The 18,947-nt window shown below is 45.5% G+C and carries 15 protein-coding genes, 1 rRNA gene and 1 riboswitch; of the genes, 4 read left to right on the top strand and 12 right to left on the bottom strand.

What is annotated here, in order from left to right; translation table 11 throughout:
• A 16S ribosomal RNA gene (locus ACJB0T_RS15700) occupies nucleotides 1-140 on the bottom strand; the annotation flags it as partial.
• A 615-nt stretch (nucleotides 141-755) separates the two neighbouring features.
• Between ACJB0T_RS15700 and ACJB0T_RS15705 the strand changes: the two genes are divergently transcribed.
• Complete coding sequence (locus tag ACJB0T_RS15705; RefSeq protein WP_479294645.1) at nucleotides 756-1,211, top strand: RNA-binding protein; 456 nt, start codon at nucleotides 756-758, stop codon at nucleotides 1,209-1,211.
• On the opposite strand, the gene murI is transcribed toward ACJB0T_RS15705, so the two are convergent.
• The 3 genes from murI to ACJB0T_RS15720 all read right to left on the bottom strand — a co-directional run bounded on the left by murI (nucleotide 1,174) and on the right by ACJB0T_RS15720 (nucleotide 4,629).
• A complete protein-coding gene (gene murI / locus ACJB0T_RS15710; RefSeq protein ID WP_479294643.1) occupies nucleotides 1,174-1,965 on the bottom strand; it encodes a glutamate racemase in 792 nt (263 codons plus the stop codon). The genes ACJB0T_RS15705 and murI overlap by 38 nt on opposite strands.
• Before the next feature lie 88 nt (nucleotides 1,966-2,053).
• Nucleotides 2,054-2,710: a Dph6-related ATP pyrophosphatase gene (locus tag ACJB0T_RS15715; protein WP_479294641.1), complete on the bottom strand. Its 657-nt coding sequence runs from the start codon at nucleotides 2,708-2,710 to the stop codon at nucleotides 2,054-2,056.
• A 74-nt stretch (nucleotides 2,711-2,784) separates the two neighbouring features.
• Nucleotides 2,785-4,629: a TonB-dependent receptor domain-containing protein gene (locus ACJB0T_RS15720; protein WP_479294640.1), complete on the bottom strand. Its 1,845-nt coding sequence runs from the start codon at nucleotides 4,627-4,629 to the stop codon at nucleotides 2,785-2,787.
• 55 nt (nucleotides 4,630-4,684) lie between these two features.
• Nucleotides 4,685-4,894: riboswitch (cobalamin riboswitch) on the bottom strand.
• A gap of 154 nt (nucleotides 4,895-5,048) precedes the next feature.
• Here ACJB0T_RS15720 and trmA point away from each other — a divergent pair.
• On the top strand, nucleotides 5,049-6,158 hold the full coding sequence (gene trmA / locus ACJB0T_RS15725) for a tRNA (uridine(54)-C5)-methyltransferase TrmA (RefSeq protein ID WP_353497371.1): 1,110 nt from the start codon (nucleotides 5,049-5,051) through the stop codon (nucleotides 6,156-6,158).
• Nucleotides 6,159-6,231: 73 nt separating this feature from the next.
• Here the strand turns inward: trmA and ACJB0T_RS15730 are convergent, their stop codons facing one another.
• Nucleotides 6,232-6,603, bottom strand: coding sequence for a YijD family membrane protein (locus tag ACJB0T_RS15730; protein WP_479294639.1), 372 nt, complete (start codon nucleotides 6,601-6,603; stop codon nucleotides 6,232-6,234).
• Nucleotides 6,603-7,244 carry an HTH-type transcriptional repressor FabR gene (gene fabR, locus ACJB0T_RS15735; RefSeq protein WP_112461392.1) on the bottom strand — a complete coding sequence of 214 codons (642 nt, stop codon included), beginning with the start codon at nucleotides 7,242-7,244 and terminating at the stop codon, nucleotides 6,603-6,605. The genes ACJB0T_RS15730 and fabR overlap by 1 nt, the downstream gene beginning before the upstream one ends.
• 382 nt (nucleotides 7,245-7,626) lie before the next feature.
• Here fabR and sthA point away from each other — a divergent pair, with 382 nt between their 5' ends.
• On the top strand, nucleotides 7,627-9,027 hold the full coding sequence (gene sthA / locus ACJB0T_RS15740; RefSeq protein ID WP_479294637.1) for a Si-specific NAD(P)(+) transhydrogenase: 1,401 nt from the start codon (nucleotides 7,627-7,629) through the stop codon (nucleotides 9,025-9,027).
• An 86-nt stretch (nucleotides 9,028-9,113) separates the two neighbouring features.
• Here sthA and dinF read toward each other — a convergent pair whose 3' ends face one another.
• From dinF to ACJB0T_RS15755, 3 genes are all read right to left on the bottom strand, one after another.
• Nucleotides 9,114-10,445: an MATE family efflux transporter DinF gene (gene dinF, locus ACJB0T_RS15745; protein WP_479294712.1), complete on the bottom strand. Its 1,332-nt coding sequence runs from the start codon at nucleotides 10,443-10,445 to the stop codon at nucleotides 9,114-9,116.
• A 109-nt stretch (nucleotides 10,446-10,554) separates the two neighbouring features.
• Nucleotides 10,555-11,367, bottom strand: a complete 813-nt coding sequence (locus tag ACJB0T_RS15750; protein ID WP_479294635.1) for a class I SAM-dependent methyltransferase — start codon at nucleotides 11,365-11,367, stop codon at nucleotides 10,555-10,557.
• Between the two features lie 821 nt (nucleotides 11,368-12,188).
• On the bottom strand, nucleotides 12,189-12,806 hold the full coding sequence (locus tag ACJB0T_RS15755; RefSeq protein WP_112461394.1) for a c-type cytochrome: 618 nt from the start codon (nucleotides 12,804-12,806) through the stop codon (nucleotides 12,189-12,191).
• Nucleotides 12,807-13,001: 195 nt separating this feature from the next.
• Here ACJB0T_RS15755 and yihA point away from each other — a divergent pair, with 195 nt between their 5' ends.
• Nucleotides 13,002-13,670, top strand: coding sequence for a ribosome biogenesis GTP-binding protein YihA/YsxC (gene yihA, locus ACJB0T_RS15760; protein WP_479294633.1), 669 nt, complete (start codon nucleotides 13,002-13,004; stop codon nucleotides 13,668-13,670).
• Nucleotides 13,671-14,107: 437 nt separating this feature from the next.
• On the opposite strand, the gene spfP is transcribed toward yihA, so the two are convergent.
• From spfP to hemB, 3 genes are all read right to left on the bottom strand, one after another.
• The gene (gene spfP, locus ACJB0T_RS15765; RefSeq protein ID WP_438356636.1) at nucleotides 14,108-14,155 is read right to left on the bottom strand and encodes a small protein SpfP; all 48 of its coding nucleotides are present in this window, start codon (nucleotides 14,153-14,155) and stop codon (nucleotides 14,108-14,110) included.
• A 193-nt stretch (nucleotides 14,156-14,348) separates the two neighbouring features.
• Complete coding sequence (gene polA, locus ACJB0T_RS15770) at nucleotides 14,349-17,138, bottom strand: DNA polymerase I (RefSeq protein ID WP_479294631.1); 2,790 nt, start codon at nucleotides 17,136-17,138, stop codon at nucleotides 14,349-14,351.
• A gap of 657 nt (nucleotides 17,139-17,795) precedes the next feature.
• Nucleotides 17,796-18,818 carry a porphobilinogen synthase gene (gene hemB / locus ACJB0T_RS15775; protein WP_353497379.1) on the bottom strand — a complete coding sequence of 341 codons (1,023 nt, stop codon included), beginning with the start codon at nucleotides 18,816-18,818 and terminating at the stop codon, nucleotides 17,796-17,798.
• Between the last annotated feature and the right edge of the window lie 129 nt (nucleotides 18,819-18,947).

The following is an 18,947-nucleotide window of genomic DNA, read 5'->3' on the forward strand; positions in this document are numbered from 1 at the left end:
TTCCCAGGCATTACTCACCCGTCCGCCGCTCGACGCCGTTAACGTTCCCCGAAGGTTCAGTTAACTCGTTTCCGCTCGACTTGCATGTGTTAGGCCTGCCGCCAGCGTTCAATCTGAGCCATGATCAAACTCTTCAATTTAAGATTTTGTCGGCTCAATGAATACTGACTTTAAACTACCTTAGTAATCTAAAGCTATTATCGTTATTCCTTTACAAAGAAAGGAGAACGACAATGAATTGACTGTGCCAAGTCTTTCGACTTGATTGGTCACTCAGTTCATTGAAAACCTAATTTGATACCGCTCTTTATTAAGAGAAATATCTAATTTGATTATCATCAACGAGTGCCCACACAGATTGATAGGTCTATATTTTTAAAGAACATTTTCTAACTTTCGAACCGCTTCGCGTCTCGTTGTTAGGGGTGCGTATCTTACGCTTCCCGTTTTGAGAGTCAAGCGTTTTTTCAAACTTTTTTTCTCTCTCAACCGACGCCGCTTTGTGACTTTCGTCTCACTCCGTGTCGGTGAGGCGGCATTATAGAGATCACTCCATCGATGACAAGTGTTTTTTCCAAATTAATTTCCGTTCGTTCAAAAAGCCATCAAAGACCACATTTCTTGATAAAAATTCAACATTTGAAATACATCACACCAAATAATTGGAAAAATTACGCTCAACTACGTAATATTCCTTTATCTATTTGTTAACGATAGATGCCATTATTCGTCAATAAGAAAAGTAGTACTTTAATATGGACTCCAATAAATCTCTTTTTCTAGTAATAGCGATCGCTATTTTGGGCGGTATTGTTTTTTCTCAGTTCGCCGACATCTCACCGGCTGTTGCTTTTGTGCTTGGTGTAGTAGCTACATTTTTCGTTGTTAAATTTTCTTCTGCTGCTCCAACCATTTCGAAAGACAGCTCTCAATCAACAAAAACACTGTACGTAGGTAACCTACCTTATAAAGCTAACGAATCTCACGTTAAGGATCTGTTCGCTGAATATGGGGAAGTATTTGCGGTAAGACTAATGAAGGATAAACGCACAGGTAAGCGTCGTGGATTTGGTTTCGTCGTCATGGCGAGCTCCGATGCCAAGGGGGCAATCGAAGCGCTCAACGAAAAGGACTATATGCAAAGAACCTTAAAGGTTCGCATTGCTAATGACCCTAAGCATCCTGAATCTGCATCAATTGAACAGGACTAAAGCCGAGATCGTCTAAGGCTTTATTAAGTGCTTCTTCTTGTTTAGGGGAAGCACTGCTAAACACCTCTTTAGACCCTAAATCCTCTTTATCGCCACGCTCCGTTAATAAACTCACGACTCTACGGGCAATCGCTGAGCCTGAGTCAATCAATTCGACCCCTTTCCCAAGTACTTGCGATATCTCTTCTCGAATCAACGGAAAATGAGTACACCCTAATACCGCTACATCAATCACGTCTATGAGTGGCTCTAGAATCTGACGCAATTGCACCATGTCCATGGGCTGGCCTCTCAGCTTTTGCTCGGCCATATCCACCAGCTGACTACTACCAAGCAGCTTTACATCTTTATCATCAGCAAAGTCTCGGATCAGATCATGGGTATACTGACGAGTTATAGTGGCAGGTGTAGCAATTAAACCGACGGCTTGTTTTGAAAGTAGAGAAGCGGGTTTGATTGCTGGTACGACACCGACAACCGGAATAGACAACACTTCTCTTAAATGAGGTAGCACGATGGTGCTCGCGGTATTGCAAGCAATAACGACGATATCAATGCGCTGGCGCTGCATCATCTGTTGGATGAGACGGCAGGTACGATCAACAAGTGTGTCCGGCGCAAGTTCGCCATAAGGGTAGGCTTCGTTGTCGAATAAATAGAAGTAGTTTGCACACGGCAGCAAGTTCGCTATCTCTTCATATACAGAGAGACCACCTACTCCAGAGTCAAAGATTAAAATATTATGTCCATTCATCGTGTGTTACACCGACACTTGCCGTTATCTACCCGCGGACATAATACTCACTACTCGTTGAACGGTAAACCTATCTGCTCTTCGACACCTACTTCACTGTGTATCTTAGATGGCTAAATCGTTCAGCGGTTTCAATTGATACAGGGTCTAGCTCTATAGGGTGACTGAAGTACTTTGAATTACACACGAAGGTGTGAAACTCGCCGTCTTCTCCACATGGGTCAACATTGTTTGGTAGCTCCGCGATGAGATGCTCGGTATAACGCTCACCGCATAAAGACTCCGGTAATACTTGCCTGTCTATTGTCACCAATACGGTATCAATCCCTCTTTCTATTATCTCTTGAGCAAGCACTGGGCTATTTTCACCAACAAGAGGAAAAACCGCTTCCAGCCCAGCGGGTTCTACGTAGCTTTTTCGATACTCGACGATGCCATTGCAGAACATGTCCCCGAAGGCGATACCGTCCACATTAAGTCCTGATGACTTCACGCCGTCTATGACTAGCGACTGGTAAATGTCATTCGGCGGAAACACCTCTGGCAGTTCAATAGACACTAACGGCATTCCTAATCTGTCAGCTTGCATTTGCACAACTTCGAGAGGCGTGACTTGAAAAGGCACCTCACCGTTTACGTGGGTGGTATAGAGACCGACAACATTGTATTCAGACGACTCCATAAGACGCTCAAAGGTTAATGTGGAATCTTTACCTGATGACCAACTGATAATGATGTTTTTCATGCGAAAACCCTGAATATGAAAATAAACAAAGCCACTCCCTAGAGTGGCTTCGATATAGAGGCGTTAACTAGCTATTAGAAGTTTACTGTTGCCAACGCGAAGAAAGTACGACCCGGCGAGCGATAGCCTTTAGCCGTTTCGTACTCTTCATCGAGCAGGTTATCTACCCTTGCTCTCAAGGCAACATTGTCAGCTACCCAGTAAGAGACTGCGGCATCCCACAAACTCGTAGTAGGCAGATAGTCGTCTGCAGTTGGATTAGCTGTCGGTAAGTCGAGGCGCTTACCTGTGTAGAGATAGGTAAGCGACAGATCGAAGTCACCTATGTTTGCTTCACCAATCCACTTGTAGTTCTCTTTGGCTCGTCGAGCTAGCTGAGTACCGTTATCATCTTTATGGTCTTTATACTCAGCAATCACGGTATGATGAACTGGCCCCGTGCTAAATCGCCCTTCTAGCTCCACACCCTTGATATCTGCATCAACGTTATAGGTTTTGCCCCATGAGTCTCCTGGTACTGAATACCAGATGTTAAGATTGTCGACCTTATTATGATAAGCAGATAATTTCCAATCTAAAAAGCCACTCAAACCAGCAAGTCCAACTTCAAGGTTGCGCGAGTCTTCAGGTTGAAGATCTGGATTAGTGGTCAGACTGTTATAACTTGGCGCTTTAAACGCCGTGCCAGCCATCGCATAAGCACGGTAATTTGGAATAAAGCGATATTGACCACCCAATGACCACGTTGTGTAGTTGTCATATTTATCATGTCTATCGTGCCTTACGTTCGCTTCAGCAGAAAACTTGTCATAATCCGCTCTACCAGATACATAGGCGCCAATATTCTCGCGGCTTTCTCCCGCTAGTTTATGCGCACTCCCCCAGCTCTTGGCATCATCAGCAAGTTCCTCTTTACGGTAATCCAGACCACCACCGACCGAATACTGTGAGTTAATCTGATATAGATTCGACCATTGCGCATTTAAAGCATTAGTATCAACAACTGTATCAGCATTGCTCTCGCCAACAGATTGCAGGAAGTCCTTTTTCTCAACTTGGGCATAGCTTAACGTCACGAATGATTTATACGCTTGGCTTTGATAGTCAATACGACCCGCTAGGTTCTGATTATCAACCGCCCCATTCTTCTTCGCACCTTCATAATTGTATTCTGTCAGGCTATCGAACCAACGATAATCTAGCAGTGCACTCCAATTACTGTTGAAGTCATGCTTATAACCAAGGTGCAAGTTGCGATTTTCATAGCCGTAGTTAGTGCCATCTTGCACGGCTTTAAAGTCATAACCATCCGTTGTCTCATAGCCACCTGCTACTTGAATATGGCCATTTTCATTAAGCTTTGTCTTCGCAGTAAAGTTGGCCTCTCGACCATCATGACTCGATGCACCTACATTGATTTGTTTACGCTCTTGGCCATTACTAGTACGAGTAATGATATTGATTACACCGCCAATTGCGTCCGAGCCATAAATTGCTGCGCTCGGCCCACGAATCACTTCCACCTGTTCAACTAGACCAATTGGAAAATGGTTGATGGATAATCCAGTGGTATCGCTGCTGTATCGAACACCATCAACCAACACTAAGGTTTGATTACTGTTGGTACCACGCAGGAAGATAGACGTTGATTGACCTCGTCCACCATTTTGCACCACTTCGACACCAGGAAGCCGACGCAGTACGTCCGACAAGCTCTTTGCCTGAGATACTTCAATTTCTTGACGAGTCACAACGCTCATTGGAGCGATGACTTTGTCTTCCGGTTGTTCGAAACGATTAGCGGTGACCACCATTGTTTCTTTGGTTTGCGTTTCCGCAGAGCTTTCTTGAGCCAGTGAAAAAGAAGCATAAGAAGAGAGCGATGCAGCCACTGCTATCGCCAAACATGATTTGTTCATTTGTTGTGTTGTCCTAAATCGCGTAAGTCCTACCTACTCGAGCAATCCTTTTTTCGCATCGAGTTGGCTGCTGGCAGGTATTCGGACTTAAGAGCACGAAACCATATTGGTTTCACCTACTGCCTCGACTTCCCGTTTATGTCAAACAGTGTCTTTATGAGGGGTTGTTCTCTCTTACCGCTGCGCGTCAGTTCTGGATTTTCACCAGATTCCCGTTTCAGTGAGATATCCATTTGATTCTCACACCAGCTAGGGGGCATGGTATTAACTGATTGATTATTTGTCCATAACGGATTGAACTAAGCTATAAGAGCACAGAGATATTGCGAGACAATTCTGGGAAAAACTGGACAACGACGGGAGATTGAATAAAATCTGCCCTCCTTAATACAACTCATTACCGACGATAGGCAACCACCATGGCAAATCTCGACTTCACACCAGAAGGCTATCAAATCCAGCTTGAAGAAAAATCTCAACGTTTGATCGATATGATGGCGCCGTATTCTGCTCCTGAACTCGAAGTATTTACTTCCCCAGAAAAGCACTATCGTATGCGTGCTGAATTCCGCGTTTGGCATGAAGGCGACGACATGTACTACATCATGTTCAACCAAGAAACGCGTGAAAAGTACCGTGTTGATCAATTCCCAGCAGCAAGCCGTCTTATCAATGACCTAATGCCACTACTAATGGATGCGATGAAAGGCAACGAGGTATTACGAAAGAAGCTGTTCCAAGTTGACTTTCTTTCAACCTTGAGCGGTGAGATCTTGGTTTCTCTGCTCTATCACCGCCAACTGGATGATGCTTGGAAAGAGCAAGCACAAGCCCTGAAACAGCAGCTGAATGATGAAGGTTTCAAGCTGAACCTGATTGGTCGTGCACGTAAGATGAAAATCGTCATGGATCAAGACTATGTGGTGGAAACCCTGCATGTGAATGGTCAGCCATACCACTATCAACAAGTGGAAAACAGCTTCACGCAACCAAATGGTCCTGTGGCACAAAAGATGTTGGAATGGGCGGTTGATTGTACCCAAGACAGCAAAGGCGATTTGCTAGAGCTTTACTGTGGTAACGGCAACTTCTCATTGGCATTAGCGCAAAACTTCGAGCGAGTCCTTGCGACAGAGTTGGCAAAGCCTTCAGTAGAATCGGCGCAATACAACATTGCAGCGAACAAGATTGATAATGTACAAATCATTCGCATGTCAGCAGAAGAGTTTACTGAGGCGATGGAAGGTAAACGTGAATTCCGACGCTTGCAGCAGCAGAATGTTGACCTCAAGAGCTACAACTGCAACACGATTTTCGTTGATCCACCACGTGCCGGTATGGATATCGATACCTGCAAAATGGTTCAAGGCTACGAGCGCATTCTGTATATCTCGTGTAACCCTGAGACCTTGAAAGACAACTTAGACGTACTGGGTGAAACGCACCACATTACGCGATTTGCTTTATTCGATCAGTTCCCGTTCACTCATCACATCGAAGCAGGTGTACTGCTTGAGCGCAAAGCCTAATAAGTAAAAACAAAAAAACGAGCCAGCAGGCTCGTTTTTTTATACTCTCGCTCTACGAATAGAGGCTTTAGAATTAGGCTTCCTTAAGGATATAACCCATCTTTTTGCCAATCCAGAATAGCAGCACCAAGACCACCATGATGGCGATGAAGTTAGAGCCCGCTTCAGGGTACTGCGCTTTGGTAAACGCAGAGTGACCAAATGCACCCACAAAGAATGCCGCTAAGCCAACCATAGGGACGTCTTCTGGGATTGGGTTTCTTAGATACTCTTGGTACAGAGCCTGAACTGACAGCACAAGCGCAATCAGAGGAAAAATAGAGAATGTCACTTCGCTGATGGTGAGCCAAGACAACATTGCATTACCACACATACCTGCAATCAGAGCAAGTACGAGCGTTTTTTTGCCGCTTTCGCGGTTTTCGGAGGACACTTCATTGGACATTAGTTGGACCCTTCTTTTTGACGGTTTCTTTCACGTTCTTTGCGATACCAGTGTGCACCCTTGGCCACTATCCTTAATTGGACAATCAGCCTCTCGGCCAGTTCATATCTTTCTTTCTTGCTAAGGTCTAACGCCTCAGCACCTGAACTGAACACGAGAATGACAGAAGCTTCCGCTTGGGCAAATGCTTCGTCACGGTCCATACCTGTGCTAACCAGATATTCAGTTAGCTCAGCCGAAAAGTGTTGGATCTCACGAGCCACTGCGGCTCGAAAATCAAAAGAGGTACCAGAACGTTCCCTTAATAATAGGCGGAACACGTTGGGACTGCTTTCAATGAACTCCATAAACGTTTCGACTGAAGTACGGATCACACTACCTTCTTTGACAATACGTTGGCGCGCTTGTCGCATTAACTGCCTTAGCAGTAAGCCTCCTTCATCTACCATGGTCAGCCCCAGTTCATCCATATCTTTAAAATGACGATAGAAAGAAGTTGGAGCAATACCGGCTTCGCGCGCGACTTCGCGCAGGCTCAAGTTCGAAAAGCTGCGATCGGCACTAAGTTGGCTAAAAGCAGCATCGATCAATGAACGACGCGTTTTTTCTTTTTGTTGTGCACGAATACCCATTGATTTCATGTTTAACCTAGGTGCTCTTGTTGGTTACCATCGATGACGGTAATTGAGGGAGTGGAGGTAATATAGCGCGAATAGTCACTTTGTATAAGTGTATGGCTGGCGATTTTGCTAAAAAACCTGTACGCATCTCACTTCACTTGCTCAGCATTATACTTGAACAAGTTTCATTATTTCGCATACATCAAACGTTTATCCGATGCTAACTCTCGATAAAACTGCGTGATCTTTCACACTCTATTCACGCAGTCATATATACCAACGTTAATAATCCGTTAAAATCTCGCCATTGCCAGTCTATGAATTGCACTCATCACTCCTAGTCTACTGTTGCTATTAAAGTTAAACGTTTGGCAGGGAGTGTGAGGAACTACGAGGATACTATATGAGTCGCGCTAAACATTTTGATGCTATCGTAATCGGCAGTGGCCCCGGTGGTGAAGGGGCTGCGATGGGGCTAACCAAAGCTGGCCTCAACGTCGCGATCATCGAAAAAGAGAGCAGCGTCGGTGGCGGTTGTACCCACTGGGGTACCATTCCTTCAAAAGCACTGCGTCATGCGGTCAGCCGTATCATTGAGTTCAACAGTAACCCACTGTTTTGTGGTAACAACACCAGCCTGCACTCAACGTTTTCCAATATTTTGGGACACGCAAAAACCGTTATCGATAAGCAAACCCGACTGCGCCAAGGCTTCTATGACCGAAATGAGTGTACATTGCTATACGGAACGGCACGCTTTGTCGATACTCACAGCCTAGAGGTCACTAAGTCCGATGGTACTATCGATAGGTATACAGCCGACAAGTTTGTGATTGCAACGGGTTCACGACCATATCGCCCTGCTGATGTCGACTTCAATCACCCACGTATTTACGACAGCGATTCGATTCTTTCTCTTGAGCACGACCCTAGACACATCATTATTTATGGTGCCGGTGTCATTGGTTGTGAGTATGCGTCTATCTTCCGTGGTTTGGATGTAAAAACCGACCTCATTAACACCCGCGAGCGCCTACTGGCGTTCCTAGACAATGAGATGTCAGACTCTCTGTCCTATCACTTCTGGAATAGCGGCATGATGATCCGCAACGATGAAACCTACGCCAAGATAGAAGGCACTGAAGATGGGGTGATCATCCATCTCAACTCAGGTAAAAAAATGCGCGCGGATTGCCTACTGTATGCCAACGGCCGTACAGGTAACACCGACGCCCTCAATCTGGATGCCGTTGGGCTAGTTGCGGATTCTCGCGGCCAACTTAAAGTCGACACCAACTACCAAACGGACATCGACCATGTCTATGCCGTCGGTGATGTAATTGGTTACCCTAGCCTAGCAAGCGCGGCATACGACCAAGGCCGATTTGTGGCTCAAGCCATTACTCGAGGTGAAGCCGAAGGTAAGCTGATTGAAGATATTCCGACTGGTATCTACACTATCCCGGAAATCAGCTCTGTGGGTAAAACCGAGCAAGAACTGACTGAAGCCAAGATCCCTTACGAAGTAGGACGTTCGTCATTTAAACACCTTGCCCGAGCACAGATCGCCGGTAAAGATGTGGGAAGCTTGAAAATACTGTTCCATCGCGAGACCAAAGAAATTTTGGGCATCCACTGTTTCGGTGAGCGTGCGGCAGAAATCATTCACATCGGCCAAGCCATCATGGAGCAAAAGGGCGAAGCGAATACCATCGAGTACTTCGTTAACACCACCTTTAACTACCCGACAATGGCAGAAGCTTACCGTGTTGCTGCGCTCAATGGTTTGAACCGTCTATTCTAACCTAATTACAATGCATCGCACATTAGACCGATACAACAAAGGCGACATCATGTCGCCTTTGTTTTTCCTTCTACGCAGATGAAACGCTAAGCCAGCAAAAACTGACCGCGACGCCACTGGTAGATAAATATCACGGCCAACCCCAAACCTCGAATGCCCATAAAGCTGAGCATCGCAAACCAAAGAGCATGATTTCCCAATCCACTGGCGGCAAAGAACAAAGCAAAGAAACTACACGCGGCAACAAACATACTATTGCGCATATCTTTGCCTCTGGTCGCTCCGACAAAAATACCATCAAACAAAAAGCACCACATAGATACCAGTGGCATGGCTATCAACCAAGGTAAGAACACCTCGGCTTGGGTTTGCACTGCTTCAATGGAGGTAATCATCGCAATCAAATCACTGCCCCACCCCGCAAATACTAGAGTCAGCAACACGCAAATGACCGCACTCCAGAAAAAGGTTACCACGAGCGAATCAATAAGTTGACTGCGACTCTTGGCACCAATCGCTTTGCCTACCATGGCTTCCATGGCATAGGCGAAACCATCCATGCCATAAGAAATGAGCATTAAGAAGCTCATCAAAACCGCATTCGCCGCGACGATATCATCCCCAAATGCTGCGCCTTGAAACGTCATAAAACTAAAGGTGGCTTGTAGGCACAATGAGCGAAGAAAGATGTCACGATTAAGCTTCACAAAACGTCCAATATCCTGACTCACGTCCGCAGCCAGTTGCCGCACATTAGGTAGAGTTCTCTGACGCCAGGTGCGTGCGGCACACCATAGGCCAAATGCACAACCAGAGTAATCGGCAATCACCGAGGCTAAGGCTGCACCTTCAACTTTCCACCCCAACCCAATCACAAATAGAACATCTAGGCCGATATTAACTAGATTAGTAATGATCACCATCCACATCGGCGCTTTCGCATTTTGCGTTCCAAGCAACCAGCCAAGAAGCACAAAATTCATCAATGCTGCTGGGGCACTCCAAGCTCTGATCGCAAAGTACTGATAGCCATAATGCTTCACTTCTTCACTGGCTGAGCTAAACGAAAAAATCAAATCGGCGAGAGAGGTATGCACGAGTAAGAACAACGCAGCAAACCCCAATGCCATTAGGCTCCCCTGTAAAAATACCAGCGCAAGCTGCCGCGTATCATTGGCGCCAAAGCTTTGTGCGGCGAGACCTGTAGTCGACATTCTCAAGAAGCCCAGCAACCAAAAGGTGACACTTATCATGGTACTGCCAAGCGCAACGCCGCCTAAATACCACGAGTGTTCCAAATGCCCGATCACAGCTGCATCAACTAAACCTAGTAGCGGCACGGTAATATTAGAAAGCACCATAGGGATGGCCAAAAACAATACTCGGCGTTGCAAAGGCAGATCTGACAGGATGGTCATTGATTGTTGAAACACGAAGACTCCAGCGCGTCGAGGCTCCACTTATGTGTGTTCGTGGAGAGGAAACTTGAAGCGCTATAGTAACGTTATTTGTCGATAGGTACCGCTACTACCATTCAATATTGACGATATTTGGCGTGAGACGGTGTCGGTAGATAGGCAGCTTTGCTACTACTCGCTGCCAACGAGACCAGCGCTGACAATGCTTGTCGATGGGTGAATCTATCGAGACTTGGTATGTCCATGGTAGCCAGTGGAGTAGCTTATCAAGCGGCTTTCGCATGCCATGTTGATAGTGTTCACAGCCCATCCTTTGTCCGAGATGACTCGCAGTGAGGTCGCCCGCGAGAACCAAGCAGGCTTTAGCGTGTTGAAAGTGACAACCGATGGCTTGTACAAAGTGCGCTATTCGTGACTCCGCTTGTTCCAATAGAACATGTTCACATACAACCAGAATCGGTTTGTCCGCAGGAATCAATAGTGTCGACAACCAGCTCATATCATCAATCGAGCCACAGATGAGTGAGTAGCGCTCGCTTTTGTGAAACAGCCTTTGGCGCCAAACCAAATGCTCATTGGTATCCACTTCCAACCAATGACAACGGCCATTATCTAAACGGTAGAAACGGGTATCAAGGCGCGCACCGACGTTAATGACCCAACCATCAGGATTAGTTTCAAGAAATCGCTTAACTTGCAAATCGCAAAGCTGAGTTAGGGTGGCATGCAGTAACTGACGTTGGTCAACGTTACCCGTGAGGCAATCAGGAGCAAGTTCACAACGGCGACATGCATGGGCGGCGATAGGGTCATAGATGATGCCATCATCCAGCAAACTTTCACGACTGCGAAACCACAACGGCCTGAGCAGTTTGCTGGGTACATCTAGGGGAACGGTTTGACGATTGTTGCTACTGTCCATAGTGCCTCCATGCATAGAGCCACAGATGATAATCGGTCTCAACAATTATTTCAACACAAATGAAATTAATTATTATTTACATAGCGTATTTTGGACGTAAAAAAAGCGACAGGCGGACCTGTCGCTTTTCATCACCATAGGGGTGAAATTGTTGACACTCTTTGAATGCCTCACAAATATCCATTTGTTATTTGTGCTTCCACTGCTAATTCTTGTTTGTCATCGTCCTGATGCGTTTTCACGATCCCTAGCAAAACCTTTTGCTCGAGTTCTTCCTAAACCCTGTCCATTTGTTTTCTCATCCTGAGAATAGTCGACCATCCCTATCTGCTCACACTCCAAGTCTGAGCGATATCCTTATTATTATTTTTTGGCGCTCCTCGCCAAACATCCTTGAAGACCTTCTTGGTCTGAAATCCTTGTGTCAGCATCCTGTCGACAAGGCACAATTTACCTGACTCAGAATGGAAGACAACCTAGCACCACGCTTTTTCTGTCCCGCCACAACACGCAAACAATTAAAGATATGTAAATCAGCAGCTTACTCATGGGCGTCAGCAGTTTTTCGCTAACAAGTATGGCAAATATCTTACAAAGCATCTGGATAACTCGCCAATCACGCTCAACGACATCAAGAGCGAAGTGAGATCTGAATCACCCCAATGTACGACAGCAACACCTATAGCAATTTTAAACAAGCACCAAAAACAACAATGCCCCTTCATCAGAAGAGGCATTGCAAGCTCGGTTTGGCGTTAAAGAAACCAGTTTAGACATTAAACAAACTAGTTAGGCTGCTAGTTTTTATGACGTGGTTCGAATTAGTGAAGACCGCCCACGTACTTAGAAAGAACGTCGATATCTTCGTCGTTCAGCTTTTTGGCGATATCACGCATCATAGCGTTCATGTCGTTGGCACGATCGCCGCTGCGGAATTTCTCTAGTTGTGATTTCACATACTCAGCATGCTGACCAGAAATTTTTGGAAATCCTGATAGCTCAGTACCGTTACCACGAGGGCCGTGACAGGCGATACACGCGGTAATTCCACGCTCAGCATCACCAGCGGTGTAAAGAACTTTACCCACTTCAACCACATTTTCAGGGGTACTATTGGCTGCGATTGGCATAGATGCATAGTAAGCTGCAAGATCCGCCATATCTTCCTCAGACAGTGGCATTGCCATACCACTCATCACAGGATCATAACGACCTTGCTTACCACCACTTGTCATACCAAGCTTTAGGTCTTTCAGTTGTTTTTCAATATATTTTGCGTGCTGTCCTGCGATGCTTGGGTACATCGTTAGCAGACTGTTACCGTCCGCTCCATGACACGCTACACACGTTTGGGATTTTGCTTTACCAGCTTCAATATCGCCTTGGGCCCATACTGAGCAGCTGACTACAAGACTCAAGATTAGCGCTAATTTTTTCATGACATTCCATTATAATTATCAAGCTTCCAGTACCACTGTACGCCTCGCAAAACCCTACAGATTGGTGTCAAAGGGACAAAATAAGGTAACGCGGGCAATTAATACCGATCATGGTACAATGTGTGGCCATATGCCGAGCACGGTTATTTTACACAATTTCACAAAAAAGTAATCAATCGACTACACAAAGTCGAGATGGAGTTAACAGTGAGCGTAAAAATTCATTATCAAAACACGCATTTCATTACAAGTGCACCCGATATTCGTCACTTGCCAGAAGATGAAGGGATCGAAATTGCGTTTGCAGGACGCTCCAATGCAGGTAAATCCAGTTCACTGAATCGCCTAACTAACCAAAGAGCACTGGCAAAAACCAGTAAAACACCAGGCCGTACCCAATTGATTAACCTTTTTAAGGTTGATGAAGGTTGTCACATCGTTGATTTGCCTGGATACGGTTTTGCTCAAGTTCCTCTTGAGATGAAAAAGAAATGGCAAAAATCGCTAGGCGAATATTTGCAGAAACGTCGTTGCCTGAAAGGTCTAGTCGTGCTGATGGATATTCGTCACCCAATGAAAGACCTTGACCAGCAGTTAATTGAATGGGCTGTTGAGTCTGGTATTCCAGTTCAGGTTCTTCTGACAAAAGCAGACAAGCTGAAAAGTGGTGCTCGCAAAGCACAAGTGTTGAAGATACGTGAAGCAGCACTGGCATTTGGCGGTGATGTGCAAGTCGACCCGTTTTCGTCACTAAAAGGCATTGGTGTTGATCAATTACGAAATAAACTCGACACCTGGTTTGCGCCAGCATTTGCACACCTTGAACAATCTGACGAATTAGAAGATGGTGAGCAAGAGGCTTAACTGTCTTTGGTGGTAAAAACACTCTTTCGGTAGTAAAGCATCGTTCTACAGAAACAAAACGCCCCGCCTTCCTGGCAGGGCAATGGGAGAGAGAAGATTTAGTATTATTGTTTGTTCCAAGCATCTATGAAGCTTTCAAACAATGCAATCACCAGGCATACAAAGTGTGAGCTAGTCTTCTCTTACCATCCCACTTCCCACAATACTCACACCCCAATAAAGCCTTATATTTCAGACAGTAAAACCTTAGTCACTCGCTGCTTTTCTACGCTTGATTCTAGTTGAGAATTATACAAAGTGTGAAGGTCGTTTAATTACAGAATTTGGTAATCGAATGTCGTAATGACAAGGAGAGAAAAGTGAGAATGGGAACATTAAAAAATTTTCTTTGCCACAAGAAAAAACGCCCCAGTCAAATACTGACTGGGGCGGCTGAATCAGCCTAATCCAATAACGTGAAACAAAAGGTCTGAAAGATAGAACATCTTACCTCTGTACCCTACGCGTTCTAATGTACAACAAGTGATCAGGAAATGAAACTATTTTTGTAGTTTTTTTTCATAAGATTTTTGTTAATAGACATAAGTCGCTTAGATACATGAACTTTTTTAACATCAAAAAAAAGCCAGCGACTGTGCGCTGGCTCATGTTAATTTAATAATTTAGCTCAAATTATGACTAATGAGCCTGATCCCAGTTATCTCCGTGACCTGTATCGGCAACAAGTGGTACAGCTAATTCTGCTGCAGATTCCATCAGATTTTGTACTTTACTTTCAATTTCGCCTAAAGATGACGATTCCACTTCAAAAACCAGTTCATCGTGCACTTGCATCAGTAGTTTCACCTTGCCATCACCTTCGGCTTGGATCCATTCATCCACCAACAACATCGCTTTCTTAATGATGTCAGCAGCGGTACCTTGCATTGGCGCGTTGATTGCTGCACGCTCCGCTGCTTTGCGACGCATACCATTACGAGACTTAATCTCAGGTAGGTGCAGTCTGCGACCAAAGATCGTTTCGACATAGCCTTTCTCAGTCGCTAACGCACGCGTGTCTTCCATATATTGCATCACGCCTGGGTAGCGCTCAAAATAGGTATCCATATATTGCTGCGCTTCACCACGAGGAATGCCGAGCTGCTTAGACAGACCGAACGCACTCATGCCATAGATAAGACCGAAGTTAACCGCTTTGGCACGGCGACGCTGTTCACTGGTGACTTGTTCAATATCGACACCAATGATCTCCGCCGCTGTCGCAGCGTGGATATCTTTACCTTGTCTGAATGCATCCAGTAGCGCCTTATCTCCTGATAGGTGCGCCATGATACGAAGTTCAATCTGAGAGTAATCCACCGCAAGGATCTTCCAGCCATGCGGAGCAACAAACGCCTGACGAATGCGTCGGCCTTCATCGTTACGGATAGGAATGTTCTGTAAGTTTGGATCGGTCGATGACAAACGACCAGTTGCAGTGACAGCCTGATGATAAGACGTGTGTACTCGACCCGTTTCTGGGTTGATCATCTTCGGCAGCTTGTCTGTGTAGGTAGATTTGAGTTTAGCTAGGCCGCGATACTCCAAAATCAACTTCGGCAGTGGGTAATCCAACGCCAACTCTTGCAGCACCTCTTCATTGGTAGAAGGTGCGCCTGATGGTGTTTTCTTGAGTACTGGCAAGCCCATTTTCTCAAAGAAGATCGCTTGTAGCTGTTTCGGTGAGCTCAAGTTGAACTCTTCTCCAGCAATCTCATAAGCTTTCTGCTCTAGCTCATCAAGACGCGCAGCGATCTCTTGAGATTGAGCACCCAACAACATGTCATCAATCAGCACACCGGTGCGCTCGATACGAGATAACACAGGCACCAACGGTACTTCGATTTCTTGATAGACACGGTTCAGGGCTTCGTTTTTCTCAAGTTCTGCATTGATTCGCTGATGAAGGCGCAAAGTCACATCTGCATCTTCTGCCGCGTATGGCGCAGCCTGATCCATCTCGATTTGGTTGAAAGTCAGTTGTGACTTCCCTTTACCCGCAATTTGTTCGAATGAGATGCAGCTATGTTGCAAAAAGCGCAGTGCCAAGCTGTCCATATCGTGCTTACCGCCAACACTGTTGTAGACGTAAGAGGCGAGCATAGTGTCGTATTTGATGCCTTTAAGTTCAATACCATAGCGTGCAATCACACTGGCATCGTACTTAAGGTTTTGACCTACTTTCACTAGGTTGTCGTCTTCAAGAAGGGGCTTTAATTGCTCAAGAACCCAATCACGGTCAAGCTGCTCTGGTGCACCCATGTAGTCATGAGCAACAGGCAGGTAAGCGGCAACGCCTTCTTCGGTCGCAAACGACAGACCGATAAGATTCGCTACCATATAATCCAAGCTGTCCGTCTCTGTATCGAAAGCAATCACTGAAGCCGCTTTTAGCTTCTCTAACCACTCAACAAACTGCTCTTCGCTGAGGATGGTTTCGTACTGGCTACGGTCAATGTTCACAGCTGATGTGTCCATCGCAGGCGCACCATCATCGCTTGAGATGCGTTTTGCTGCACTCTCTACGGCTTGCACTTCGCCCGTACCGCCTTCAAGAAGCTCATTGAGCCAAGATTTAAAAGTCAATTGACCAAATAGCTTTGTGAGTTCATCGACGTTTGGTGTCTCTTTTAGTAGAGACTCAGGCGTACAATCGAGTTCCACATCCAGTTTGATGGTCGCAAGATCGTAAGAAAGCAGTGCATTTTCTTTATTCTCGGTAAGCTTCTTCGCCATGGTTTTTGAACCACGAAAGCCAAGAGGGGCGATATCATCGAGTCTATCGTATAGGTCTTTAATGCCGCCGATACCTTGCAATAGTGCTGTTGCTGTTTTGTCACCTACGCCTGGTACACCTGGGATGTTATCCACTTTATCGCCCATCAGTGCCAGATAGTCGATAATAAGCTCAGGTGGAATACCAAACTTATCCACTACGCCTGCTCTGTCCATCACCACATTGGTCATGGTGTTGATAAGGGTAACGTTGTCATCAACCAGTTGAGCCATATCTTTATCGCCCGTGCTGATCAATACTGGCATACTCGCTTGTGAAGCTTGATGCGCCAAAGTACCAATGACATCATCCGCTTCCACGCCAGGTACACAGATAAGCGGTAGACCCATAGCACGAATCACGTTATGCAAAGGTTCAATTTGGCAACGAAGATCATCCGGCATAGGCGGACGGTTTGCCTTGTACTCAGGGTACATATCATCACGGAATGTTTTGCCTTTGGCATCAAACACCACCGCGATACGATCAGAGGCAAACTGACGCATCATGCTTCTTAGCATGTTAACAACACCGTAAACCGCATTGGTTGGGATTTCGCCATTGCTCATCGTTTCTGGATAAGCATGAAATGCTCGATAGAGATAAGAAGAACCATCGATAAGGATCAATGGGTTGTCTGGTATTTGCGCCATGTTTAGTCGTCCAAAATTTTTGGTAGTGATCTATAAGGATGCCATGACTCGCAGCGCGATGCTACGCTCTTTCACTGTCTATATACACAGTTACCAAATTAAACTGCGCTCTCGCCCCCCCTCAGCCTGTGGATAAATCTGTTTATAGAGTTGTTTTAACAAATGATAAAGTTATTCAAGGTCATCAAAAAACAAATATAAGCCACTGTAATTAAAGCATTAAATATCAGATCCCCCACCCTTCCTATGATCCTTCTCGGATCATGCCATGTGGAAAACCTAATTTTGCGTTTAATGTCAGCGATAGGATTATATTCTAGTCAGAGTGTGCAATTAATCTGCAAAGAGTAGATAGAAAAAAAGCGACACCAAAGGTGTCGCCTAGCAATAATTTAAGGAGGTTATCTCGTTTAACGAGTACGGCTAACCAACCAAAAGCTATAAATACACTGGAAGCAATGTGAGCAATGTCGTGTCAAAAAAGAACCGATTAAGTGAACTGAGCCATGTCGCTAGTTGTTTAACCTTTTCCCTTAGGACGAGTTAATAGTAATTATTCTCATTTAATGCGTCAACCACTAATTGAGAATATTTATCATTTAATTTCTGAGCACAAAAAAACCGGCGTAATGCCGGCTTCTAATGTCGCGGTGTTTATTAATCTTGCTGGCTATCTTGTGCCAACCACTCCGCCACATCTTTGGCAAAGTAAGTCAGAATGCCATCCGCACCGGCGCGCTTAAAGCACAGCAGTGATTCAAGTACCGTTTCACGCTCTTTTAGCCAACCATTTTGAATCGCGGCTTTGTGCATTGCATACTCACCAGAGACTTGATAAGCAAACGTCGGTACCTGAAGCTCGCTTTTCACACGACGCACCACGTCTAGGTATGGCATACCTGGCTTGACCATCACCATATCCGCACCTTCATTGATGTCCATCGCAACTTCATGCAAGGCTTCATCACTGTTGGCAGGATCCATCTGGTAATTTTTCTTATCACCGCCCTTAAGGTTGGAGGCCGAACCGACAGCATCTCGGAATGGACCATAGTAGTTTGATGCATATTTCGCCGAGTAAGCCATGATCTGTGTATGTACATGACCCGCTTCTTCTAGCGCTTCACGAATACGACCAATACGACCATCCATCATATCCGACGGCGCAACGACATCTGCGCCAGCTTCTGCATGGGACAAGGCTTGTTTGATGAGCACATCAGTAGTTTCATCATTCTGTACGTAACCATCTTCATCGATAATGCCGTCTTGACCATGAGTCGTAAACGGATCTAACGCTACGTCTGTGATTACGCCCATTTGTGGCACATTTTCCTTTAGTGAGCGCACAGCGCGCTGCACCAAGCCTTCTGGATTATAGGCTTCCGCCGCACAGAGACTTTTTGCATCTTGGTTAACTACTGGGAACAGCGCAATGGCAGGTACGCCCAGTTTTGCTAGATATTCGGCTTCTTCTAGCATCAAATCAATAGAAAGACGCTCAACCCCAGGCATGGACTCCACTGTTTCGCGGCGATTTTTGCCCATTAGAATGAACATTGGGTAGATCAAGTCATCCACCGACACCTTATTCTCTGCCATTAAACGTCGGCTAAAGTCATGTTTGCGCATACGGCGCATACGGCGTGCTGGAAATTGACCTTGAATCGATACAGACACCTTTCTCTCCTTGTCTGGAAAAATGCGAAAATCAAGCATATCACTCTCGCATGTTCATGCTAGTAGTAAAATTGGAAAATGCTAAACCACAAACGATATACTGAACATATTACTCACCAAATTTAGTTA

This window comes from Vibrio sp. CB1-5 (assembly GCF_059412285.1).

Bases quoted from the DNA above. Each gene is read 5' to 3' on its own strand.
- ACJB0T_RS15705 (WP_479294645.1), top strand. From the start codon at position 756: ATGGACTCCAATAAATCTCTTTTTCTAGTAATAGCGATCGCTATTTTG.
- ACJB0T_RS15720 (WP_479294640.1), bottom strand. From the start codon at position 4,629: ATGAACAAATCATGTTTGGCGATAGCAGTGGCTGCATCGCTCTCTTCT.
- dinF (WP_479294712.1), bottom strand. From the start codon at position 10,445: ATGACCATCCTGTCAGATCTGCCTTTGCAACGCCGAGTATTGTTTTTG.
- ACJB0T_RS15755 (WP_112461394.1), bottom strand. From the start codon at position 12,806: ATGAAAAAATTAGCGCTAATCTTGAGTCTTGTAGTCAGCTGCTCAGTA.
- polA (WP_479294631.1), bottom strand. From the start codon at position 17,138: ATGGCGCAAATACCAGACAACCCATTGATCCTTATCGATGGTTCTTCT.
- trmA (WP_353497371.1), top strand. From the start codon at position 5,049: ATGGCAAATCTCGACTTCACACCAGAAGGCTATCAAATCCAGCTTGAA.
- sthA (WP_479294637.1), top strand. From the start codon at position 7,627: ATGAGTCGCGCTAAACATTTTGATGCTATCGTAATCGGCAGTGGCCCC.
- murI (WP_479294643.1), bottom strand. From the start codon at position 1,965: ATGAATGGACATAATATTTTAATCTTTGACTCTGGAGTAGGTGGTCTC.
- fabR (WP_112461392.1), bottom strand. From the start codon at position 7,244: ATGAAATCAATGGGTATTCGTGCACAACAAAAAGAAAAAACGCGTCGT.
- ACJB0T_RS15730 (WP_479294639.1), bottom strand. From the start codon at position 6,603: ATGTCCAATGAAGTGTCCTCCGAAAACCGCGAAAGCGGCAAAAAAACG.
- yihA (WP_479294633.1), top strand. From the start codon at position 13,002: ATGGAGTTAACAGTGAGCGTAAAAATTCATTATCAAAACACGCATTTC.
- ACJB0T_RS15750 (WP_479294635.1), bottom strand. From the start codon at position 11,367: ATGGACAGTAGCAACAATCGTCAAACCGTTCCCCTAGATGTACCCAGC.
- ACJB0T_RS15715 (WP_479294641.1), bottom strand. From the start codon at position 2,710: ATGAAAAACATCATTATCAGTTGGTCATCAGGTAAAGATTCCACATTA.